The sequence below is a fragment of the Methanolobus sp. WCC4 genome, from assembly GCF_038022665.1.
Taxonomy (GTDB): domain Archaea; phylum Halobacteriota; class Methanosarcinia; order Methanosarcinales; family Methanosarcinaceae; genus Methanolobus.
This window is the reverse complement of record NZ_CP150629.1, coordinates 1,530,450-1,553,467: the sequence shown is the minus strand read 5'-3', so window position 1 is coordinate 1,553,467 and position 23,018 is coordinate 1,530,450. Positions and strand designations below refer to the sequence as shown.

The 23,018-nt window shown below is 44.6% G+C and carries 18 protein-coding genes and 3 tRNA genes; 9 read left to right on the top strand and 12 right to left on the bottom strand.

Annotated elements, in window-relative coordinates:
• Nucleotides 1–87: 87 nt before the first annotated feature.
• The 3 genes from V7O63_RS07530 to V7O63_RS07520 all read left to right on the top strand — a co-directional run bounded on the left by V7O63_RS07530 (nucleotide 88) and on the right by V7O63_RS07520 (nucleotide 4,395).
• Nucleotides 88–2,691 (top strand): S-layer protein domain-containing protein, encoded by a 2,604-nt coding sequence (locus tag V7O63_RS07530; protein WP_340817803.1) that lies wholly within the window; start codon nucleotides 88–90, stop codon nucleotides 2,689–2,691.
• Nucleotides 2,692–3,059: 368 nt separating this feature from the next.
• Nucleotides 3,060–3,644, top strand: a complete 585-nt coding sequence (locus tag V7O63_RS07525) for a hypothetical protein (protein WP_340817801.1) — start codon at nucleotides 3,060–3,062, stop codon at nucleotides 3,642–3,644.
• A gap of 37 nt (nucleotides 3,645–3,681) precedes the next feature.
• Complete coding sequence (locus V7O63_RS07520) at nucleotides 3,682–4,395, top strand: hypothetical protein (protein WP_340817800.1); 714 nt, start codon at nucleotides 3,682–3,684, stop codon at nucleotides 4,393–4,395.
• Nucleotides 4,396–4,969: 574 nt separating this feature from the next.
• Here V7O63_RS07520 and V7O63_RS07515 read toward each other — a convergent pair.
• The 5 genes from V7O63_RS07515 to V7O63_RS07495 all read right to left on the bottom strand — a co-directional run bounded on the left by V7O63_RS07515 (nucleotide 4,970) and on the right by V7O63_RS07495 (nucleotide 7,635).
• Nucleotides 4,970–6,334: an MATE family efflux transporter gene (locus V7O63_RS07515; protein ID WP_340817799.1), complete on the bottom strand. Its 1,365-nt coding sequence runs from the start codon at nucleotides 6,332–6,334 to the stop codon at nucleotides 4,970–4,972.
• Nucleotides 6,335–6,648: 314 nt separating this feature from the next.
• Nucleotides 6,649–6,720 (bottom strand) — tRNA-Gly (locus V7O63_RS07510).
• 13 nt (nucleotides 6,721–6,733) lie between these two features.
• Nucleotides 6,734–6,806: transfer RNA gene (locus V7O63_RS07505), tRNA-Phe, on the bottom strand.
• A gap of 54 nt (nucleotides 6,807–6,860) precedes the next feature.
• Nucleotides 6,861–6,937 (bottom strand) — tRNA-Val (locus tag V7O63_RS07500).
• Nucleotides 6,938–7,188: 251 nt separating this feature from the next.
• Nucleotides 7,189–7,635 (bottom strand): hypothetical protein, encoded by a 447-nt coding sequence (locus tag V7O63_RS07495; protein ID WP_340817798.1) that lies wholly within the window; start codon nucleotides 7,633–7,635, stop codon nucleotides 7,189–7,191.
• A 200-nt stretch (nucleotides 7,636–7,835) separates the two neighbouring features.
• Here V7O63_RS07495 and lonB point away from each other — a divergent pair, with 200 nt between their 5' ends.
• The 5 genes from lonB (at nucleotide 7,836) to V7O63_RS07470 (ending at nucleotide 14,804) form a co-directional block, all read left to right on the top strand.
• On the top strand, nucleotides 7,836–9,737 hold the full coding sequence (lonB, locus tag V7O63_RS07490) for an ATP-dependent protease LonB (RefSeq protein WP_340817797.1): 1,902 nt from the start codon (nucleotides 7,836–7,838) through the stop codon (nucleotides 9,735–9,737).
• A gap of 93 nt (nucleotides 9,738–9,830) precedes the next feature.
• Nucleotides 9,831–11,162, top strand: a complete 1,332-nt coding sequence (locus V7O63_RS07485) for a TldD/PmbA family protein (protein ID WP_340817796.1) — start codon at nucleotides 9,831–9,833, stop codon at nucleotides 11,160–11,162.
• Between the two features lies 1 nt (nucleotide 11,163).
• Nucleotides 11,164–12,474 carry a TldD/PmbA family protein gene (locus V7O63_RS07480; RefSeq protein WP_340817794.1) on the top strand — a complete coding sequence of 437 codons (1,311 nt, stop codon included), beginning with the start codon at nucleotides 11,164–11,166 and terminating at the stop codon, nucleotides 12,472–12,474.
• Nucleotides 12,475–12,855: 381 nt separating this feature from the next.
• Nucleotides 12,856–13,995 carry a histidine kinase dimerization/phosphoacceptor domain -containing protein gene (locus V7O63_RS07475; RefSeq protein ID WP_340817792.1) on the top strand — a complete coding sequence of 380 codons (1,140 nt, stop codon included), beginning with the start codon at nucleotides 12,856–12,858 and terminating at the stop codon, nucleotides 13,993–13,995.
• Entirely contained in the window at nucleotides 13,995–14,804 is an 810-nt protein-coding gene (locus V7O63_RS07470) for a response regulator (protein ID WP_340817790.1), read from the top strand. Before V7O63_RS07475 ends, V7O63_RS07470 begins: the two co-directional genes overlap by 1 nt.
• A 5-nt stretch (nucleotides 14,805–14,809) precedes the next feature.
• Here V7O63_RS07470 and V7O63_RS07465 read toward each other — a convergent pair whose 3' ends face one another.
• On the bottom strand, nucleotides 14,810–16,021 hold the full coding sequence (locus V7O63_RS07465) for an MFS transporter (protein WP_340817788.1): 1,212 nt from the start codon (nucleotides 16,019–16,021) through the stop codon (nucleotides 14,810–14,812).
• Between the two features lie 57 nt (nucleotides 16,022–16,078).
• Nucleotides 16,079–16,942 (bottom strand): phosphatase PAP2 family protein, encoded by an 864-nt coding sequence (locus tag V7O63_RS07460; RefSeq protein ID WP_340817786.1) that lies wholly within the window; start codon nucleotides 16,940–16,942, stop codon nucleotides 16,079–16,081.
• Nucleotides 16,943–17,004: 62 nt separating this feature from the next.
• On the opposite strand from V7O63_RS07460, the gene V7O63_RS07455 reads away from it, so the two are divergent.
• Nucleotides 17,005–18,060, top strand: coding sequence for a radical SAM protein (locus V7O63_RS07455; RefSeq protein ID WP_340817784.1), 1,056 nt, complete (start codon nucleotides 17,005–17,007; stop codon nucleotides 18,058–18,060).
• Between the two features lie 19 nt (nucleotides 18,061–18,079).
• Here the strand turns inward: V7O63_RS07455 and V7O63_RS07450 are convergent, their stop codons facing one another.
• The 5 genes from V7O63_RS07450 to V7O63_RS07430 form a co-directional block, all read right to left on the bottom strand.
• Nucleotides 18,080–18,469, bottom strand: coding sequence for a hypothetical protein (locus V7O63_RS07450; protein WP_340817782.1), 390 nt, complete (start codon nucleotides 18,467–18,469; stop codon nucleotides 18,080–18,082).
• A gap of 45 nt (nucleotides 18,470–18,514) precedes the next feature.
• Nucleotides 18,515–20,206: an ATP-dependent DNA ligase gene (locus tag V7O63_RS07445; RefSeq protein ID WP_340817780.1), complete on the bottom strand. Its 1,692-nt coding sequence runs from the start codon at nucleotides 20,204–20,206 to the stop codon at nucleotides 18,515–18,517.
• A 40-nt stretch (nucleotides 20,207–20,246) separates the two neighbouring features.
• The gene (locus V7O63_RS07440) at nucleotides 20,247–21,242 is read right to left on the bottom strand and encodes a homoserine dehydrogenase (RefSeq protein ID WP_340817778.1); all 996 of its coding nucleotides are present in this window, start codon (nucleotides 21,240–21,242) and stop codon (nucleotides 20,247–20,249) included.
• Nucleotides 21,242–21,754 carry an amino acid-binding protein gene (locus V7O63_RS07435; RefSeq protein WP_340817777.1) on the bottom strand — a complete coding sequence of 171 codons (513 nt, stop codon included), beginning with the start codon at nucleotides 21,752–21,754 and terminating at the stop codon, nucleotides 21,242–21,244. The genes V7O63_RS07440 and V7O63_RS07435 overlap by 1 nt, the downstream gene beginning before the upstream one ends.
• Before the next feature lie 97 nt (nucleotides 21,755–21,851).
• Nucleotides 21,852–22,664: a winged helix-turn-helix transcriptional regulator gene (locus V7O63_RS07430; protein WP_340817776.1), complete on the bottom strand. Its 813-nt coding sequence runs from the start codon at nucleotides 22,662–22,664 to the stop codon at nucleotides 21,852–21,854.
• Between the last annotated feature and the right edge of the window lie 354 nt (nucleotides 22,665–23,018).

Sequence of the window (23,018 nt, the reverse complement as noted above, 5' to 3'; positions counted from 1 at the left end):
AGACAGTGATATATTTTTATATGGTATTACCTCAATAATTATTCAGGTATATACTATACCTTGAAAACAGAACAGAGGGGAAATAATATGAAAAATAGGATCAAGTATTACTTACCGGTAATATCAATGCTTACATTGGTATTGCTTTCAGGAGCTGCCGCTGCTGCTACTAATAACAGCACTGGCAATCGTATATGGGATGCAGATGAGAATCTCTCCCTTGAATATACATGGACTGCAATGACCTACTCCGGTTTCTATTTCGACCTTGATTCGGGCGAAGGATCGGAAACACTCACCATCTATCTGGATAGTGACAGTGACAGGAACATAGGTGACGGAGACCTTGAGTATTCCACCGAACCCATAGATACGGAATTCGAACAGGACGACTGGGGTTCCTATCAGGTTATCGGGTTCATGGCAGAGAGATACTTTGCAGGTTACACCGACGACACAGAATTCGCAGATGACGATGTAAGCCTGATATCCGATGGTATACTCACAAAGGTACTGTTAGATGACGATGAGGAAATATCATTCTACTCCGGCTCATCCCTTGTGCTTGAAGAAGGATATGAGCTTAATCTGGAAGAGGTCGACATCAACGGTAACAGCGTCCTCGTTACACTTGAAAAGGATGGAGACCATCTTGACACGGATATCGTGTCCTCAGATGACGACTATGTCTACGAGATCGAACTAGGGGACGAGGATGTTCCTATCATAGCAGTACATTTCAATGACATATTCCAGGGAACTGAGACAAACGCTGTATTCGTTGAAGGTATATTCCAGATATCAGAGGATTACGTAGAGATAGAATCCGGTGACACCTTCGGAAAGATGGAGGTCAATTCACTTGGTTCGGATAAGATCACAATGGAGAACTCTGATTCGATCAGCCTTGGCAGAGGAGATTCAGTTACAATTATGGGCAAACTGAAATTCATTGTTGCCGATGACAGCACACTTAGATTCGGACCTGTGGTCGATATGTCAGATCCTGGTGTCTATGAGCTCAGAGGTACTGTTGCTGAGAACGAAGAACTGGAATGGACACCACTTAACTTTGAAGGCTTTTACTATAATATTGACGAAGGCGTGGGAACCGAATCCCTTGAGATAGAGGATCTCGGTGGAAGGACCATCGATGACGGTGACCTTGTCTACAGAAGTGTACCACTTGATGTCAGTTTCGAACATGATGACTGGGGAGAGTTCCAGGTAATCGGTTTCCTGGCGGAGAAATACTTCGCAGGATATCCTGACAATGAGTTCACAGATGATGTAAGCCTGCTTTCCGACGGTCAGCTATCAGAAGTACTGATCGATGATGATAGCAAGACATCCCTTTATTCAGGTGCTTCACTGGTACTTGAGGACGGTTATGAGCTTTATATCGTTGAGGTGGACCTTGACGGTAGCAGCGTAATGGTGAACCTTGTAAAGGACGGCGACGATATCGATACAGGGATTGTGTCCTCAGATGATGACTATGTCTATGAGATGGACATCGGCTCCACCGATGACGTACCTGTCATAGTGATACACTTTGATGAGATATTCCAGGGAACAGAGACAAACGCAGTGTTCATTGAAGGTATCTTCCAGATATCAGAGGATGTTGTCGAGATATCCGCCGATGAGAAGTTCGGTGAGATGGAAGTCAAGAGTTTCTCATCAGACGAGATAGTCCTTGAGAACGAGGATTCCATATCACTCTCCAGAGGAAAGATCGTTGAGATCATGGGAGACATAGCATTCAATGTAGCAGACGATGGTGACGTACGCTATTATCCATTCATTGAGGTCTCCACCAAGCCATCACAGTCACTTTCGATCGAGATGGACTCTGTTATAGAAGAAGGTGACAGGGTCGAGATAACTGTGACATCAAGAGGTGCTGCAGTTGAAGATGCACTTGTGATGTTCGGCGATGAGGAAGTAGGAGAGACATCAACGGATGGTACGATCCGTTACAGGACCGATGATGCCGGTACCTTCACAGTCACTGCCGAAAAGGAAGACTATGTTTCTGCAAGCAAGAAGGTCGAAGTTGTCTCATCAGATGACGCAAGTAAGACACTGGTGATCGAAGTATCACCTGAGACCGTTGTAGAGGATGACACTGTCACGGTCACCGTGGTAACAGCTATCGGTGGTGAGACTGTTGAAGGCGTCCAGGTCTACTATGACAATAAGGACATAGGAACCACAGATGCAAATGGTATGATCACATACACGGTAAAGGAAACAGGACTTCACAAACTGACAACATCAGCAGATGGCTACCTTGAAGCAGAGCTCAACCTTGAGGTGCTTGCACTTGAAGCAAAGTTCACATACTCAAACCTCCAGGTCTCACCAATCCTTGTGAAGACAGGGGAAGAGTTGACAGTGACAGTGGATGTTGCAAACACCGGTACAGCCGAAGGTGACAAGGATGTGAAACTGATGATCAACGGAAGCACTGTTGATACACAGAGCATCACACTTGATACAGGAGACGAGACCACACTGACCTTCACTACTTCCATGGAGGAAGCCGGAACCTACGAGGCTCAGGTCGGCGATGCTACTGCAAGTTTCGATGTTGAGAAGAGTTCAATTCCCGGACCGGGTGTCTTCGTAGCGGTCATTGCAATGATGGCTGTTGCTATGCTGATACGCAGAAACGAGAATAACTGAAAAGCATACAGAGAATAATACCGTACCTGCATTGTGCAGGTACATTTTCTTTTTTTGAAGAATATTAATTTTATGGTTGATATTTATATTTAAATTTCTTAAGTTCTTATAATTTAAGAATGCGGTTAACAGTGTGGATATTATTATACAATAATCGAGTATTATTCTTAATGTATATAATTATTTACCAATGTGTGTATATATGATGAAATATGAATTGTATATGGGAATACATATTGGTCTGTGGAGGTTGGCAAGGTATAGCTACCTCTTTTTTTGAATGTAGTGATTCTTGGCATGCTCTACCTTACAGATAGTCACTTCTATAGATTAGGATGTAACAAACATGAATATAGGGAGTGATATGAGTGAAAACTGGGGCTTTAGCAGTATGCATAGGAATGTCTCTAATTTTGACGAGCATATGTGCCGTTTCGGCAAATGAAATCAATCTTACAATGGAAGTAATGCCAGACATGTTTGTTCTGAGTGCAAAAAGTCCCTGGTTAGAGCTGGATGTTTATGATCCTGCTAATGAGCCAGGTTTTGGGGACTACCCATCTTTTGAGAAACTAACTACTAGTGGTGATGCTGATAATCTTGCTTTGGAGATAACAAATATAAAGATATGCAATACTACAGGCGCGGAGATATTCAATGAGGGTGCAGCATTTGACCGTTACGATCTCGTACTAAGTAAGACGACCTTCGAATACGTTTTAGCCATCATGATAGCCAGAGATGAAGTGAATATGAATGCTGACTTTGCTGAAAATTATCCTGATTATTTTACGGATGGAAATCTCCAATTTGAGGTAACAGGCACAATTGATTACTCGGGAATTTCAGGGTATGAAGAATTGGGAGATATAGAATTCACAGCAAGTGATTCGGATGTCAAGGTGAAAGTCAAGAGAAGTAAGCCTGCGGGTGTAGGCAATGGAGGACATTGATTCAATAGATAATTATCCAGAATAGTGGGTGAAAGAAATGAGAACTGAAACTATGATAATATATATTGGCATTGCAATTGTCCTGATGGGGATGTCTGCAGTTCCTTCTGCAGCACAAGAGCCGGTGCAAGAGCCGATAAATGTATGTATACTTGTGTCACCTGACACGATTATGCTGGGTTCAAATTCTCCGATGTTTGGCATAGAGGTTGAGGTCTATGACAATATCACACTTGCAGAAATAGTAGGTTTGGTAGATGTCTATCCTCCTACCATAGATAATATTAAGGAACTTTTTCCAGAACCATATGATGTTACTGACATTTATGATTCTAACGTAGGTACACAAAATATCATTTTGGGAGTCATTGTGAAAGGTAACTATGGTCAACCATTCGAAATTGTTGACGAATTTAACGAGTCTATTGAAGGAAAAGTAGTAATTGACGTTGATAATCGAAAAGACTATGAGATCAGCCCCCATAGCGGTAGGCTTGTAATGCAGTATAAAAGGAATGACGTGTTTAATTTTGTAATTGGCTACAAGGATAATTCCAGTGGTGATGAGGTGACTGTTGGTGACCTTCTCGAGTATACTTGTGTCAATGAGGAGATTGGTCGTGTTGCATTCTTCATAAGAGGTACATTTGATGATGGAGTATATACGGACAGGGAATTCTATGGATATAATTATGCCGATGTGATGCTCGGCGGTGGATCTGGCGGTAACCATGGTGGTGGTAACCACTAAACACAATAAATAGAATCGGAGAATTTACCGGATGAGCATTTTTCATCTGGATACCAACACCATACATGCAATAGTGGCCAGGAGTGATCCATAGATAATTTTTTGGTACCCCTGGTCCTATATCATTCAATACTAATACCAGATTAGGTTGAAGAATGAGAACATGCCGGTGTTCGTATGGGGAGTGGGAGTGTTAGCTCTTAGAAAGTAAGTAATTAGTTTCTTCTTAGATTTTATTTATAACAGGAAACAATCTTTTGGAATTACATAAGGGTGAAAACTATGATTAAGAAAATAGTATCCCTACTTGTAATATTCGCGCTATTGAGCAGCGCTGCATTCGCGGCAGGGACCGATACAACAAACTGATCTCAGAGCAAAAACGGGACTCCTGGGAATGACAAGATGATCGGGTCAGGAAACGGAGAGACGATAACAAAAAGGACCACAGGAAGAATAATTAATTCTTAAGTGGTATACATATTATAATTAATAATTATGAAAATATTGTGAAGTAGGATCTCTATAGAGCCGTATTATAGCACATCACTCTAAAAGTCAGATATTTTGAGCCTCAGCTTTGAGGAACTGATCCCATGAGTCTGTTGACTTCCCTTCTCATCAGGACAACTGCCACAACGAACCCCAGAAAATCAGATATCGGGAACGACACCCATATCCCTGTCAGGCCCATGAACAACGGGAGTATCAATACAAGGGGTGGCAGGAAGAATATCTGTCTTGAGAGTGTGATCATCAATGATCCTTTTGACTTACCGAGAGATTGAAGCAGGGCCATAGCCACTACCTGGGTTCCGATGAATGGCATCATCAGGAAGCTTATCTTTATTGCCGGCACTCCCATCTCTATCAATCCGGTATCACTGCTGAAAACACGGAATATCCATTCAGGGACAAGGAAGACTGCAACTACACTCAGCGTACACATGGCGAACACGATGTAATTCGAGATGGAGACGGTTTCCCTGACCCTTTCGAAATTACTGGCGCCGTAGTTAAAACCTATGATCGGCTGGATGCCGTGCTTTATGCCTATTATAGGCATCAGAGTGAGCATGAAGACCTTGATGATTATTCCGAATACTGCAATCGCCATATCTCCTCCGTATATCAGAAGGCTCTGGTTCAGGAGAATGAATACCAGACTTTCAACTGAATTGAAAACGAACTCAGACATCCCTATGCTTATTGTCTCCCGGGAAAGAGCGAGGTCGGGCATCATATAAGCGAGCTTGAATGGAACAATACAGATACTGCTTGAATAATAGTGCAGCACCATTACACAACCTACAATCTGTGATATGACCGTTGCAACAGCAGCTCCCATTATTCCCATGTTGAACTCGAAGATGAATAACGGATCGAGTATGATGTTAACGATACTGGAGAACAGCATGATGGACATTGCAAACTTTGCGTGTCCTTCGGCTCTTATGGTATTGCTCAATGCTGCGGAGAATGCAAAGAATATGGTTCCCATGAGTATATACTTCGTGTATTCCCTTGCAAATGGAAGTATACTTTCCGATGCTCCGAACAGTTGCAGCACCGGGTCGATGAATATCAGTCCCAGTATGGTAAAGATGATACTTGATATAACTACAAGAGTGACCATATTCCCTAAGGTCCTCTCGGCCGTTTTGTTATCACCCATACCGAGGGCTCTTGATATGATAGATGCCCCTCCTATACCCAGCCCCATGGAAATACCCATCATGAGCATCTGTACAGGGAATGCAACGGATATCCCTGCAATTCCAAGGGCACTGTCAGCTCCAAGTCCCCTTCCAACGAAAATGGTGTCAACAAGATTGTAGAATGCCTGCACAAGTAACCCTACTATCGCAGGGGTTGACATCCTGTAGATGAGCTTCTTTATGTTCTCATTGGCAAGCATGTCAGATCTTTCATTCATCATGCAAAGGACACCCTGATAATAAAGTATTCAGAAAGGACCGGTATGAAAAATAAAAGGTGGGGTCATTGGACAAAATACCATATGAGACCGATCATGGCACCTATAAGCACCCATACCTTGAACGCGCTGATACCACAGGAACAACCACACCCACATGAACTACTCTTTACATCACATTTTTCTTTTGACATTCGAATATCACATCCTTTGGTAATTGAATTGATTTGTTCTACTAAGGATCAATCACTAATAAGTAGCTAATTGAACTAAGGAACTGACTGCTATGATCTTAGTGATCTGAAAAAGAAGAGAAGTACACCAGCCGGGATTCGAACCCGGGTTCGAGCGTTGGCAACGCCCGGTGATAACCGCTACACTACTGGTGTTCTATGCATTAGGTGCCCAGACCCGGACTTGAACCAGGGACATCTGCCTCTTCAGGGCAGCGCTCTCCCAACTGAGCTACCTGGGCGTTGTGATAACCCATGCACCTATTGTTGCTTCTACATTTAAACTTAACTGTTTGTGGTGGGCCCGCGGAGAGTCGAACTCCGGACCTCCGCCATGTCAAGGCGACGTCATAACCAGCTAGACCACGAGCCCATTGAACAGTTAGCGAATATCTGTAAACACCTTGCTGCTTAATGGCACTTGAGTGCTATTATCGCATGCCTTGGCGCTTACCAGCACCCCACATAATGCATAATAGATGATAAACCTTTTGGGTAAACAGGCACAACATGGACATTTGCATATAAATCGCTGTAATAATGGCTCCCAGCAAACATGGTAATCCGGTCATTCCGTGGAAAAATGAGCTGATAAAAACCATATTTTATGGATAGTTTCGGGCTTCACTCACTGTAAAAAGTATCCGGTGTAGCATTCGAGTTCAGGACAGTGCGTATAGAACCATCAGGATAGACAAGGGTAATGAGCCTGACATTGCTTCCCAGTTCATGGGAATCATGAAGATAGAACTCGTCATTCTCACGTGATACGTTCGTCGCAAAGATAACAGCCCTGCCATTACCGATCTCAACTATCTCGACATCACCGAACTCAAAGAAAAAATCATCTATCGCAGTTTCAAGATTATGTGCACCCATAAGGAATACATACATACTGGAGAACATATCCAGACCGTATGACATGGTGATGACCGCGTCCGTGCCCTGGAATCTCATGTTCACCTGGTCAACCACCATATATTCCTCACCTGTTGAAATGACATTATAACTGGCAGAGAACGAGAGAAGAGCGATGATCAATGCAATGACCAGAAAGGCTGTCAGCTTCATTTTATCATTTCCTGGTTGAAAAAATGCATAGTTTCTTATATCCTGATGACCCTTTAATAATATTAACTTTACTCACAAGTTAAATATAATAACCTGAAACTAATTGATCCAACCTACGACCTACTATAATTATAAAAGCCGTCAAGTATATATTTTGTACGTACAACTGTGAACAACCACACAAACCTTGTGAGAAAACTATGGAAAAAGAGATTACTGATCCTAGCGAAGAGATTGAACTATACGAGGACAATTTCGATACCACAGACTCCATAGATGTCCCTGAGTTACTGATCGACCAGATCATCGGGCAGGAACATGCAGTGGAAGTGGTTAAAAAAGCAGCAAGCCAGAGGCGCCATGTCATGATGATAGGTAGCCCGGGTACTGGAAAGTCCCTGCTTGCCAAGGCTATGGCCGAGCTTCTTCCAAAGGAAGAATTACAGGATATCATGGCATATCCTAACCCAGAGGATAATAACAACCCAAAGATACGTTCTGTTCCTGCCGGCAAAGGCAGGGAGATCGTCATGGCCCACAAGATGGAGGCCCAGAAGAAGGCCCAGTCACGTAACATGCTGATGATGATACTGGTATTCGGTATTATCGTCTATTCATTCTACGTAGGCCAGCTCCTGTGGGGTATCATAGCTGCAATTATGATCTTGCTCCTGACAAGACAGTTCATGCCAAAAGACGAGATGATGATACCGAAACTTATCGTTTCCAACTACCAGAAGGAACATGCACCATTCCTGGATGCCACAGGTACCCACGCAGGTGCGCTTCTTGGTGATGTGAGGCATGACCCGTTCCAGTCCGGAGGACTTGAGACTCCTGCACATGACAGGGTAGAGAGCGGTGACATACACAAGTCACACAAAGGTGTTCTCTTCCTGGATGAGATCAACACCTTGAGCCTTGAATCCCAGCAGAGTATGCTGACAGCACTTCAGGAAAAGGAATATCCTATCACCGGTCAATCAGAAAGGAGTTCCGGTGCGCTGGTAAAGACAGAACCTGTGCCCTGTGACTTCATCATGGTTGCTGCAGGTAACCTCGATGCAATGGAGAAGATGCACCCTGCACTCAGGTCCCGTATAAAGGGTTACGGATATGAACTGTTCATGCGGGAATCCATGGAAGACACACCTGAGAATCGTAAGAACCTTGTCAGGTTCGTGGCCCAGGAGGTCATGAGAGACGGACACCTCCCACCATTTGATAAGGATGCTGTAGATGAGGTTATCCGTGAAGCCCAGAGAAGAGCAGGAAGGAAAGGACATCTTACACTGAAACTTCGTGACCTTGGTGGTCTTGTAAGAGTAGCTGGCGACATTGCCCACTCTGAGGATGCAGCAGTCACCTCTGCAAAACATGTGCTTGCGGCAAAGAAGATGGCAAGGTCCATAGAACAGCAACTTGCTGATAACTACCTCGAACGCAAGAACGACTATCAGCTCTTTAAAAAGGCAGGTAGTGCCGTTGGCAGGGTCAATGGACTTGCGGTCATGGGAGGAGATTCCGGTATCGTACTGCCGATAATGGCAGGTGTGGCACCATCACTCTCCAATTCAGAAGGAAAGGTGATCGCAACCGGTATGCTCAAGGATATAGCAAAAGAAGCTGTCCAGAACGTGTCTGCTGTTATCAAGAACGTAACAGGCAAGGACATAACCAACCACGACATCCATATCCAGTTCATCGGAACGTATGAAGGCGTGGAAGGTGACAGTGCATCCATATCCATAGCAACCGCTGTTATCTCAGCTCTTGAGAATATACCTATCGACCAGTCTGTGGCAATGACAGGTTCGCTATCCGTAAGAGGGGACGTACTCCCTATCGGTGGCGCTACCTATAAGATAGAAGCTGCAGCAAGAGCAGGCATCAAGAAGGTCATCATACCAAAGTCCAATGAGGCCGATGTGCTTATCGAGGAAGCCTACAAGGATCAGATAGAGATAGTTCCGGTAACCAACATTATCGAAGTTATCGAACACAGTCTTGTGGGACCCGAGAAGAGCAATATCGTTGAGAAGCTCAAGAATCTGAGCAACCTCAAGATAAATCCTGACATGCCTGATATAGTCCCTGCTTAAAGCAGGTGACTTTTATTTATATATTTATTTAAACTACTTGCTTAAACTATTTATTTAAACTTGTATATCTTTATACAGGGAGGAGTTAGAACTATGCATAGTGTAGACTTTTTTGATACGAGGATCATTGAGGGTACCACCACCGCTATTGTCCTTGATAATGGTAAAATAGAGCAGATATCTGTGAATTTTACAAAAGGCGCTGCTGTAAGGGCGCTCAAAGGTGGTTCATGGGGATTCACATCTGCTGACGGGGATTTCGATGTTGAGAAAGCCATCAGGGCAGCATCCGAACTTGCTGTCAGTATGGACGAGAAATCACCCAAAGAGAAAGTACAGATGAAGGAGATCGCAAAGCCAGTTGTCAGCAATCTTCCTAAGGTAAAGAAGAACCCGCTGGATGTATCACTTGAGGAGAAAGTACAGAACCTCAAGGAATTCGGCAAGCATGCAAAGATGGATGAGATAAGCAGCACAAGTGCCGTATATAGCGAATCATCCTACAAGATCATGTATTCTGACTCCACCGGTGTTGAAGGGGAATATGACATTGTACGTACCGGCTTTGCGATCAGTGCTGTGGCATCGAGGAACGGTCTCTACCAGGCAGGAAGAGAGAGCCGTTATGGTGTGACCGGCTATGAGATATTCGACAAATACAATGCAGCAGAACTTGCAGAGGAAGCTGCAAAGAGTGCGATACAGCTCCTCGATGCAAAACCGGCCAAAGGTGGCAACCTCCCGGTGATACTTGACCCTGAGCTTGCAGGAGTCTTTGCCCACGAGGCCGTAGGACACGCATCTGAAGCAGACCTGGTGCTTGAGGGAAGCTCGGTCCTTGAGAACCGTATCGGTGAGAATATAGCATCACCACTTGTAACGATAATAGATGACCCTACACTGCATGAATATGGCTATTTCCCATTCGATGATGAGGGAGCACAATCTGAGAAGACAACATTAATAGAGAACGGAGAACTCAAGTCATATCTGCATTCAAGAGAAACGGCTGCAAAACTTGGAGGAACACCAGGACACTGCCGTGCACAGGGACATTCCAGACCGATCATCCGTATGAGCAATACCTACATCGACAATGGTAACTCCGGATTTGAGGAGATGCTTGAAGAGATAGGGGACGGAGTATACCTCATTGGTTCCAGAGGTGGACAGGTGAACACCGGAGAAGGTGTATTCCAGTTCAATGCGGAAAAGGGATACATGATAGAGAATGGAGAGCTCACCACACTTCTCAGGGACGTATCACTTTCCGGAAAGATACTCGAGATACTGAACAATGTGGAAATGGTCGGTAACGACCTGAAGATGAATTCCGGCAGATGCGGAAAAGGCGGACAGCTCGTCCCTGTTACAGACGGTTCCCCGCACCTTTACATCTCAAAGGCCATGGTAGGAGGTGCATGATATGTACGAACTTGCTGAGAAGGCCCTTAAGGCAGCAACAAAGTATGGTGCAAAAGAGGCTGAAGTATACATAATGGAAAGTCAGAAGACCTCTGTCAATATACAGAAGGACCTGATAGAAGGCGCAAAGGAGAATATCACAACAGGGATCGGCATCCGTGCTGTTGTGGATGGGGCAGTAGGATTTGCAAGCACCAATATCATGAGCCATATAGAGGAAGCTGCAAAGAACGCAGTGATATCTGCAAGAACCCAGGATCCTGATAAGGAATGGAAAGCACTGCCATCCAACCAGAAGTATCCTTCCGTTTCCGGCATCTTTGATACGGATCTTCAGAACATGGAACTTGATGACTGTATCGCACATACCATGGAAATGATAGAGAGTGCAAAGACCGTACCCGGCATAACAGTCACATCAGGTAGTTTTGGACGCAGCCACGGAAAGCGACTGATAATCAACACCAATGGAGTGGATGTGGAAGAAGAAGGGACTGCCGTATCTGGATTCGTGGATGTCATCACAAATTCAGGAGAGACATCAACAGCCTATGACTTCGCCATCTCCCGCAGTAACGATATTGACTTCGGTCTCATAGGAAAGAATGCAGCAGAGCTTGCAAAAAGATCACAGGACACGATATCTGTGGAACCGCACAGAACAGAGGTCGTACTGCATCCATTCGCATTCTCAGACCTTATCGAAAATGCATTTATGCCTTCTATAGATGCTGATAATGTCCAGAAGGGAAGGTCTAACCTTATTGGAAGGAAGGATGAGATAATAGCCAATGAGAAACTCTCGATCTACGATGACGGACTCCTTGAAGGTGGTATTGAGACAGGCATAGCTGATGATGAAGGCGTAGCGTCACAGAGGACCACAGTGATCGAGAAAGGGACATTCAGATCATATCTCTATGACACCTACACAGCAGGAAAGGATGGTGTGGAAAGTACCGGAAATGGCTCCCGTAACTCATACCTGTCCACACCTTCGGTGGGTCCCAGGAACTTCATCATAGACTTCCCGCAATGTGATGTTGTAGCAGACACCGACTCAGGGGTATATGTGAACACCGTCATAGGTGCCCACACAGCCAACAGTATCTCTGGGGATTTCTCGGTCGAGGCAAGGAATGCCTTCACAATAAAGGACGGAAAACTTGACAGACCTATCAAGTCACTCATGATATCAGGCAACATCTTCGATATGCTGAAGAATGTAAACGGAGCCGGGACCGATGTAAGGAAGGTTGGAGGTACCATCACACCTTCGATAAGGGTCTCTGATATGAGTGTGGTCGGTTAAAATCTCAGCAGAATTATGAGAACAAAATGTTCTCATGCTCTTTTCTTTTTCTAACGATCAACACGCGTTTAATTTTATAAAAATGTGCATCTGCCCGATTAGTGTCTATTATCACCACGTACCAGAGGTTGTGAGCAGGCATATTACTTTGCAAATGTGCACGTTGTTCAGAAACAATTATATATGGATATAAATTATAAGGGAGTTATATAAGGTTAAAAACAGGTACATACATACCATGTACTGTTCAAAGATGAATAGGTAGTACCTTATACAACAGGATATTGGACATAATTGAGACCATACCGGTCAGGATGATGCTTTTTGATCGATGACAGCATTTTTGGAGGGGTTTAGTACCTGCTGGAAGAATCACATAGATTGCGACTCAAGAGACTTCAAAATGATATAAGGGATATCGGGAAGGACGAAGATTTCTCCAGAAGGGTCTTTGATGAAGGCGATGATGAACTTGCCAGTCTTGGGGAATCCATAAACTACATGCTGGAATCACTTGAAAGGGCACAGAACCTTGTTGTCACTAGAGATAACACCATAAAAGCGATCTTACAGCTAATGCCTGATATGATGTTCCAGATCAAAAGAGATGGAAAGATACTCAATTACAAACTCTCTACGGACAAATGCATCTACGAATCCCCCGAAGCAGATTCCAGTATAACCCTTGATGATGTAGTTCCGGCAGATATTGCAAAGCAGGGACTTGACATAATAGACAGGGCACTTGAAACAAACAAAATGCAGACAATGCAGTACACAATACCTGTAAAGGGAGATATGAGAGACTTTGAGCTGAGACTGGTGGTCAATGGTGAGGATGAAGTACTGGCTGTTGTAAAGGACATAACCGAGATCAAGCAGGCAGAGGAAATGCATCGCAAAGACCTGCTGCTTAAGGAGATACACCATCGTGTGAAGAATAATCTCCAGATAATATCAAGTATGTTAAGGCTTCAGTCAAGGAAATTCACTGAAAAAGAAACAGTTGAGGCTTTCCGGAAAAGTCAGGATCGTGCAAGATCGATGGCAATAGCACATGAAAAGATGTACCAGTCAAGTGACCTTGAGAACATAGAGCTCAGGAGCTATGTTGAAACACTTACAGGATATCTGCTCAACAATTATGGCTGTGATCCGGAGAATATCAAAATAGATATAAAGATTAAAAACCTAACACAGGGTATTGATACGGCCATACCGCTAGGCCTTATCATTACCGAGATCGTGTCAAATTCATTTAAGCACGCATTCAGGGACCACTCAGGAAAGATCACGATCGATATACTTCCTGATGAGAATGACGATCATCTGCTGATGATCAGGGATGATGGAATTGGATTCCCTGAAGATATTGATCCCCTGAATACGGATTCACTGGGGATGCAACTTGTAGTCTCACTCGTTGAACAGCTGGAAGGATCGATCGAACTCATTAGAGACAATGGCACGGAATTCAGGATCAAATTCAAAGAACTGTCGTATAAGAGAAGGGACTACTAATGACTAAAGAAAGGATAATGATAGTCGAAGATGAGAAAATAGTAGCTCTGGATATAAAGAATAGTCTGGAACATTTCGGATACTCGGTCCCATGCATGGCTTCCAGTGGTGAAGAAGCTATAAGGTCCATAGAGGAATGTGATCCTGACCTTATACTGATGGACATCATCCTGAAAGGGGATATAGATGGTATAGAAGCGGCAAGGAATATCCATGAGAAACATGACATACCTGTGATCTATCTTACCGCATATTCTGACGAGAAGACTCTACAGAGAGCAAAGCTCACGGAACCCTTCGGACATATCCTGAAACCTTTCGATGAGAGAGAACTGCGTACTAACATTGAGATCGCACTCTATAAAAGAGGGAAGGAGAGAGAACAGCTCTTCGACCATGAGAAAATGATCAATTCACTACTCAACAACTGTGTTGATGCTATAATCTCCACCGATAGCAATGGTAAGATAAAATACATGAACACCCTGGCACAGGGGCTTACCGGATATCAGAAGGAAGAAGCACTGGGACACGATATAGGCAGTATTCTCAAGGTAATCTGTGAGGGCAGTGACAGATGTGCCGAAGATCCTACAAAAAAGGTCCTCAGAGAAGGAGCGTTCTTCGGTCTGGATGAGAACACAACACTTGTTTCCAGGGACAATACCCACATACCTGTCGATGTGATCGGCTCACCGATAACCAACCACAGGAATGAGATCATAGGAACTGTCATTGTATTCTATGATATTACGGAAAGGAAGAAGATCGAGAGGTCATTCCACTGTTTTGACGTCGCTTACACCTGAAACCTTTAACTCATTTTACGCTCAGGTTCCCTTACACCACCCAGCACGAGCAGTAGTGACAACATCAATAGCCCTGCACAGATATAGAAGGGGATCTCAAAGGAGATATAACCCGCAAGAAGTCCACCCATTATGGGACCAAGAGCCATTCCAGCCGCCTGGGATGCAGTGATGGTACTAACCTTAGAACTCACTGAGAACCCTGCAAGATCAACCGCAAGGGCCATGACAGGAGTTTCCACGGCAGCCATGGATATTCCCTGCAACGCACGCAGCATGATCAGCTGTTCCACATTCACCACATGACCAAGACCGATAACTATCGGTATATTTAAGAGCAGACCCAGTGCGATCATCCTCTTCCTTCCCAGACGGTCGGACAGAAGACCCATGGGCGTCTGGAAAAGGACCCTTATGATAACATATGCAGAGACAGCAATACTGAGATATATCTCACCCGTGCCGAGCCTTGTCTCATATTCAGGCAGGAAAGCGAATATTATCATTATACCGACCATCATCATGAACATGGCAGTCGCAAGGACGAAGAACTGGAACCTGTGTTCCTGACCTGAAATCGTTGTTTTACTTGCTGTACCATCCTGGGTCTCGGATACAAAGAACGATATCAGTATGAAACTTGCAAGACCAAGGAAAGAGCATACGTAGAATGCCGTAACGAACCCGTAATAACTGGCAACGATACCACCAAGTATCGAACCGACACCGAACCCGAATCCCCTTACAGTTGAATATATACCTATAGCAACCCCTCTTGTACCGGAAGTTGAAAGGTGTGTCACCATTGCCACAATAGCAGGTACTGTTGCACCCACGGTAAGTCCCTGTACAATACGCAGGATGACCAGATGGTCGAAACTGCTGGTATTCGCATATATGAAGGATATGACGGTAAAACCTGCCATACCTATGACAACAAATGGCTTTCTCCTGTTCAGGGAATCCGACAGCCTGCCCATAAATGGCTGCGAAAGGGCATTGGACAGGCCGAATACCGTGGCGATGATACCAGCTCTCACTACAATGGGGGTCTCTGAGAATACACCACCATCCAGACCAACGATGTAGAGAGGAAGCAGGAATGCGAGCATTCCGGTCCCAAGATCCTTGAACAATTTGGAAAGGGAGAGCACATACAGTGCCGGGTCCAATTTCTGTTCACCATCATCAAGTGCAGTATGTTCTGAGTTCATCATAAGACCTGTGTAAGATGGTTGTTGTTCAAACTATAAAGTATGAGAAGGAAGAAACAGCTAGCGGGACGTATCCTGATATCCATCACTCCCTGCGATTGAGGGACGGAGTCTGTGGACGATCCGGTCATGATACCTGGTCGCAAAATAATAACTGATAACGGCAAGAAGGATACCGCCGAACAGATCGGTTATCCAGTGTATCCCCAGATAGAATATGGTGAACTGGATGGCAACTGTCATGAACACCGCTACTACCTTGAATCTCCTGATATCCGTTTTGAAAATTATTATGAACATCGCCAGGAACGAAAGTGCTGCATGAAGACTGGGAAAACAGTTGTCAAAGAAGGGATCAACGGTCCTTATCCCATTGTATATCACAGGGCTTAGCTCATAGAGCAATGGTATCACATTGGGCAGGGTATAACCCGTGACCTTCACAGGTGTCAATATGTGGAATGGAAAGGACACTATGTAGACAAGTACCACTGCAATTGCATATTCCTGTAGTGCACGTACCTTCCTTGTGAATATCAGGGCTACGAATGTGAATATCAGCAGGAAGGCGAATCCGAATAGGTAGATGAACGAGCTTATGTAGGTAAGCAGAGGATTCGTAAAGCTCTGGAACATGCTCACTGTGCTCCCCTCTATCTGAAGTATGTATTGCGCAAGCGAATGGTAAGGAGTTATCTCGAACACGCTCAGGATCATACCCTGTGACTTTACCAGAAGGTAGATGAAAGTGACCAGCAGCAAATATGGAAATATCTCCTTTGTGAATGAGTATGCTTCTTTGTTCTCAGCTATCATTCTCTTATATTCAATCCTGTATTTCCGTGGTATCAATACGAAATATGCAATGATATTCATCAGAAGGACCACAGGAATGAACAGGATCATCAGTTTCATATCCACCATTTCACCATCTTAACAACATCTCATTTTTGTTATAAAGATATTATTAAGTAAATTTACTTTCAATGATAAATATTATGCCCGATATGTCCAAACCCCTGTTCCTTGATAATTATCTGGCGATAGCCGACAATGAATTACCCTCAAGGTCAGAGATACTGAAGAACATCCCGGTATCTTTTGATGAAGATAGTGATGAGGAGGAACTGTGGGAACTTCACGATGAGCATATGGAGAACTACAGGAAACTTAAACATAGGATATATGCATCAGGTTTCGAAATGCCGGAGAAAAGGGAAGGAAAGAGCCTTCTTGACCTGAAGATAGTCATTGCTGACAGGGTCATCGAGAACTGTCATCTTTGCCAGCACAGGTGTGGGGCCAATCGCAAGAAAGGCGAAAAGGGATTCTGCAAACTGAGCAATACTTCAAGATATGCAGCCGAGTTCATTCATATGGGAGAGGAACCGGAACTGGTACCATCACACACCATATTCTTCACAGGCTGCGTCCTTTCCTGTGTATACTGCCAGAACTGGGACATATCCATGCACCCGGAGACAGGAGGAGAGGTTATTCCCACCAACCTTGCAGAGCTGGCGGACAGAAGAAGAAAGGAAGGAGCAAGGAACCTCAATCTTGTTACACCAACACCACACATGCACAACATATTGAAAGTTATCAGGAAAATATCCGTGAATACACCTGTCATCTGGAACTCCAACATGTACCATTCTCCTGAATCAGGAAAGTTGCTTGAAGGTGTTGTGGACGTGTTCCTTGCAGACCTCAAATACGGAAATGATGAGTGTGCCAGAAAGTACTCAAAAGTGGATAGGTATATGGAAACAATCACCGGGAATCTAGAATATGCGATAAAGGATGCTGAGATATTGATGCGACATCTGGTACTCCCCGGGCATCTAGACTGCTGTACGCGGAATGTTATAGACTGGACATCCAGAGAGATACCAAATATCCGTTTCAACCTCATGTTCCAGTACCATCCGGAATACCTTGCTTACAGGTATCCTGAGATCGACCGGATGCTGACATCTGAAGAAAAAGAAAGAGCAATAAAAATGGTAAAGGATTCAGGACTGAAGGATGTCCTGATATAGATGAACCTTTTTACTCTGGTCACTCTACAACGATCTGTCCACCCTTTGTCCATGGGTGTGTCACAAGTTCATACTTGTAGGTACCTGCGTCATCGAAGGTGTAGACGAAGGTGTCACCTTTCCTGAGCGTTGGGGACTGGAAACTGTCGCCGCCGACAAGATTTCCCTTTATTATGAAAGCTACCGAATCATTGTTAACCCACTGAACGGTATCCCCTGATGAGATGGTAGCAATATAAGGATGGAACTCATATTCCGAAATGTAGATCACAGCATCAACCTCGATCGGCTCCGAAACAACATCTCCAGAATCCACATCCGAATCCTGAGTCCGCTCCACACAACCTGAAAAGGACAAAGTCAGTATGGATACAAGCATCAAAAGAAGAACAAGGTTCTTTGGTCTCATATCTTAGAAGAGATCGTATTTGCTAATAACACTTTTGATGGCGTTTCAGTTCCTTTCACGCTGCACCAGATACATTTCCTCAAGACGTCCTATCGTCTCCACATCCTCGATGGATTTGTCAGACCTTACATTGACAAGTCTCGGGAAACGAAGGGCGTAGCCTGATTCGTAATTGACGCTCTTCTGGATCTCCTCGAAGGCTACCTCGAAGATAACCTCAGGTTTTATCTCGACCTCGGTACCTGATTCAACAACTATGAGATCAGAGAACATCTCAGTCAGTTCAGCAAGCTGTTCATCGGAAAAACCTGTTGCAACACGCCCTACCGGCAGGAATCTACCTGTGTCCGGGTCGTGACATGCGAGTGCATAAGAACCGAGGAAACTGGTACGCCTTCCGTATCCCCATTCCGCACCGATGACAACAAGGTCCAGAGTCTCCATGACCGGCTTCTTCTTGAGCCAGTTCTTTCCCCTCTTTCCGGGAGAGTATGGGGATTCAGGGTTCTTTATCATCACACCTTCATGACCCGCCTTGAGGGCATCATTGTAGATCTCAAGTATCTTCTCCGGATCATCTGTCAGGTACTGCGTATCAACATTGATGTTGTTCCCGTTATTCACACATTCCCTGAGTCTGGCCCTTCTCTCTGTGAGTGGGAGGTCGAGCAGTTCCTCACCATTGAGGTACATTATATCAAAGAGATTGAGCGTCAGTGGGATCTCCCGTGCAGTTGACTGTACATCATATTTCCTGCGGAAACGTTTCAATATATCCTGAAAGGCCCTTGGCCTTCCGTTCTCATCGATAGCTACAGCCTCACCATCAAGTATTGCAGATTCCGCATGGACATTCTCTCTTACTGCTTCCACGATGTCCGGAAGTGAATCGGTTATGTTCTCAAGTCTGCGTGAGAATAAGGTTATATCATCACCCTGTTTATGGATCTGAACTCTGGCACCGTCAAACTTCCACTCGATCGCAGCAGTGCCAAGTTCGGATAGCGCAGTATCAAAAGCCGGAGTGATCTGAGCCAGCATCATGCGTATTGGACGGTTGAGTTCAAGTCCAAGTGACAGTACAGCATCCCTGCCGCCTTCCCTGGCAGTTACAGCGACCAGGCCAAGGTCATTGGTAAGCATGAAAGCACGCTCGACCTCTTCCGATGGAACATCAAATGCCAGTGCTATAGCATCCCTGACTATTCCTTCACCGACACCGATCCGCAGTTCTTCCACTGCAAGTCGGGCGATGTAGCTGACCTCTTCAGGAGATGCGGAATTGAAAAGATATTGAAGATGCTTGATCCTGGATGTCTGGGAGCCTTTTCCTGAGGACTTTGAGATGGCTTTGAACCTGTCAAATACCTCAAGTATAGAGATGTCATTGGACTCCTCAAGGAAAGAAGAGAACGTAGCCTGACCACTTGACACTTTCTTCAGTGCCCTGACGGCAGTCTCGCCTATATCACCTGTCTCTCTTACAAGTTCCTTTATATCAGAAACAGAGATACCTGCAGACTTGGCAAGTGCATTATACAGGATACCTGCACCAACACCTATTTCCTCACTGCTCCAGGCAGGGAAGATCTCACCCATCACGAAATGGGTCACAACCGGAAGTTCCTCTGGAGTTACCTTCTGAAGCAATTCCGCCACAAGGGAGGTCATATCAAGTGAACCTGAAGTGCCTTCGATGACCTTGCATGCCTGAGCGAATTCTCTGAAATCTGTCATAATACCTTTCCTGAGAATAAAAAGAAGAGAAGAGACCTTTTCAGTCCCTGTAAATGGATATCATGTCACTGAGTATCGCACTTGCGGTCTCGATGGAACCTGCTCCACGTCCTGTCACAGTGATAGGTCCGGAGAGATCAGTCTGCACTGATGCGACATTAAGTGAGCCACCTACTGCAAGCGGATGGTCGATAGGTACAAGCTTTGGAGCAACATTGATCCTGCTGTCATTGACCTCGCCTATGAGCTTGATGACGTAGCCATCGTTCTCTGCAAGCAGCAATGCTTCAGGAGTGATCTTCGTTATACCTGTTACAGTGACATCCTCGTGGGTCGCATTCATTCCGAACACACTGTTTGCCAGAATGACCAGCTTACATGCCGTATCGATACCCTCTACATCGTAGGTCGGGTCGGTCTCGGCATATCCGAGTTCCTGTGCCTCTGCAAGCATCTGCTCATAAGGAGCACGTTCTTCCATCATACGGGTAAGTATGTAATTACATGTACCGTTGAATATACCTTCAACATTGGTGATGTTGTTACCTGCAAGTACATCCCTTGCAAGGTTCAGAACAGGCATTGCACCGCCAACTGTAGCCTCGAACAGGAATTTAGAGCCACCTGCTTCGGCCTTTTCCATGAGCTCACCGTACTTCATTGCAAGAGGACCTTTGTTGGATGTTACCAGATCCCTACCCTTCTCGAATGCCATGAGCATGTTCTTAAGACCCACTCCACCCGTGACAATATCGGTAGGTGTTGTCTCAACGACCACCTCATGGTCGATGGTCTCTATAATCTCAAGTCCTGTGAGCTTTTCAGTTCCAACAGTGCCTTCGGTCTTCTTTCTGTTGACCACAGCAGCAAGGTCCACTCCTTCAGGATCAATGACAGCTGTCCTTGAGTCCGCAACAGCAACGACCTTGAAGTCCAGACCTATGTCCTCAAGATAACCTTTCTTGTCAAGGAGAACGTTTGCAACTCCCTGGCCTACAGCACCGAAACCTATTATGGAAACACGTACAGTTCTCATCAGATCGCCCCCAGTTGGCTCTTTATAGGTTCAATGACAAGCAGGTCCTTCTTCTCGGCGATATCCTTCAATATATCGATTGCCTGTGCCAGATGCTCTTTGCTCACTGCATCGATCTTAAGGGATGCTGAGGATGCCATGTTGATCTTTGGCATTGAAAGGTTGAGATCCACTATCTCTGCATAACCTGTATTGTCAATGGAATCGATAGTATCCTGTATGTCCGTGTGGACTATATGTCCTATAAGTATGACAGCGCCGTGCTCGAAGTATCTCTTCTCATCGATGCGCACGATACTGATGTCACTTTCTTCAAGACTTGCAACAATATCATCAAGCTTGTCCGGTTTTGTCTCGAACACTATCTGAACCGGAATTGTACCGCGGGGAGTCCTCTTCTCGTGGTGGTGTACCACTGATATAAGATTGCCTTTGAACTCGGAGACCGGTTTTAAGGCAAGAAGTAACTGCCCGGGGATATCCTTTAACTCAATGTCCATGGAAACTCGCATGTATACCCTCATTAAATATCATAAATGTCGTTAATATCATAAAATACATAATTAGAACTATTTGTCAATGCGTTTCTTCCATACACATTGAATGCAGTTATATATTTTGGTTTGGTTCGTCCGTATCAGCAGTATCTTCAAGAATGATAACATTCCCACGTCCCTTCTTGAATTTTCGGACAATGCCACGGCTTTCAAGGTCCGATATCATAAGGCTGACCTTCGCCTCTGAGTGCTTTACCTTTGTACGCAGGTCCTTCTGGGTGATACGACCATCATTCCTTTCAATGATACCCACGACCTGACGAAGATCCTCAGGCAGATCATCCCATTTATCTCCTGACATCATCATCTCAGTATCAGCATCCTGCACATGATCACCATCATCAGGTGATGATCCTGAATTACGCTGCTTGACAATATAGTACGCACCTGCAATGAGCACAACCACAATAATGAGAATGACCAGCATCGTACCTGTAGATAAAGATGCACTGTCCCCTCCTTCCTCTGAAAAACTGGCGATCTCATCGAGTTCTGCAAACTCGCTCTCATTGAAGGAAGTATCATAATAAACCGGGAGCAGGATAAGATCCATAACGTAATCACCATCGTCTGTGATAGTGACCTCTTCCTCTGCATAAGCTACAAGGTCATTGCCCCGGTAATAGCTGGCCAGTATAGTGTAATTGCCCGGTACAAGATCAAAGGAATAAAGACCATATTTTGCAAGCATGGACTGGGGTGGTGTTGAATCAACATCTACGATAACGTTCTCAAGAGGTTCAAAGGAATCCCATTCATATACTGCGCCATGGATAGTTGCCACTTCTGTGGCATTTGATAGTGGCACACATGCAAGTAGGAATATGCTAATAGAACATAGCAGGATGATCTTATTCTTTAACACAGGATGTATATTTACATAGTACACCCATATAATTGTTACTGGGAACTAAATATGAAAGTTACTCCATCTGAAGTATTATAAAGTCCTATCAAGTAAAATAACCATTTTTAAGCCTTTTTTTAGTACCAGACAATTCCTGAAGTCCATATGAAGTAAAGTATGCTTATATTCAGTTCTGCAAAAGATGGAATTGTAAGCCACTGGCCATGATCGGATGTACTACCTGGTCATCCCATCCAAACCTGCGCTTACACCTATGAGCCAGCAACTGGCATGTAGGGGTGGTAATGGAGACAATCCAAAAAAAAACGAGTTTCATGTCCGGGATAAGAGGGAACAGATATGAAACAGGGA

Bases quoted from the DNA above. Each gene is read 5' to 3' on its own strand.
- V7O63_RS07530 (WP_340817803.1), top strand. From the start codon at position 88: ATGAAAAATAGGATCAAGTATTACTTACCGGTAATATCAATGCTTACA.
- V7O63_RS07520 (WP_340817800.1), top strand. From the start codon at position 3,682: ATGAGAACTGAAACTATGATAATATATATTGGCATTGCAATTGTCCTG.
- V7O63_RS07515 (WP_340817799.1), bottom strand. From the start codon at position 6,334: ATGATGAATGAAAGATCTGACATGCTTGCCAATGAGAACATAAAGAAG.
- V7O63_RS07495 (WP_340817798.1), bottom strand. From the start codon at position 7,635: ATGAAGCTGACAGCCTTTCTGGTCATTGCATTGATCATCGCTCTTCTC.
- lonB (WP_340817797.1), top strand. From the start codon at position 7,836: ATGGAAAAAGAGATTACTGATCCTAGCGAAGAGATTGAACTATACGAG.
- V7O63_RS07485 (WP_340817796.1), top strand. From the start codon at position 9,831: ATGCATAGTGTAGACTTTTTTGATACGAGGATCATTGAGGGTACCACC.
- V7O63_RS07480 (WP_340817794.1), top strand. From the start codon at position 11,164: ATGTACGAACTTGCTGAGAAGGCCCTTAAGGCAGCAACAAAGTATGGT.
- V7O63_RS07470 (WP_340817790.1), top strand. From the start codon at position 13,995: ATGACTAAAGAAAGGATAATGATAGTCGAAGATGAGAAAATAGTAGCT.
- V7O63_RS07465 (WP_340817788.1), bottom strand. From the start codon at position 16,021: ATGATGAACTCAGAACATACTGCACTTGATGATGGTGAACAGAAATTG.
- V7O63_RS07460 (WP_340817786.1), bottom strand. From the start codon at position 16,942: ATGGTGGATATGAAACTGATGATCCTGTTCATTCCTGTGGTCCTTCTG.
- V7O63_RS07455 (WP_340817784.1), top strand. From the start codon at position 17,005: ATGATAAATATTATGCCCGATATGTCCAAACCCCTGTTCCTTGATAAT.
- V7O63_RS07450 (WP_340817782.1), bottom strand. From the start codon at position 18,469: ATGAGACCAAAGAACCTTGTTCTTCTTTTGATGCTTGTATCCATACTG.
- V7O63_RS07445 (WP_340817780.1), bottom strand. From the start codon at position 20,206: ATGACAGATTTCAGAGAATTCGCTCAGGCATGCAAGGTCATCGAAGGC.
- V7O63_RS07440 (WP_340817778.1), bottom strand. From the start codon at position 21,242: ATGAGAACTGTACGTGTTTCCATAATAGGTTTCGGTGCTGTAGGCCAG.
- V7O63_RS07435 (WP_340817777.1), bottom strand. From the start codon at position 21,754: ATGCGAGTTTCCATGGACATTGAGTTAAAGGATATCCCCGGGCAGTTA.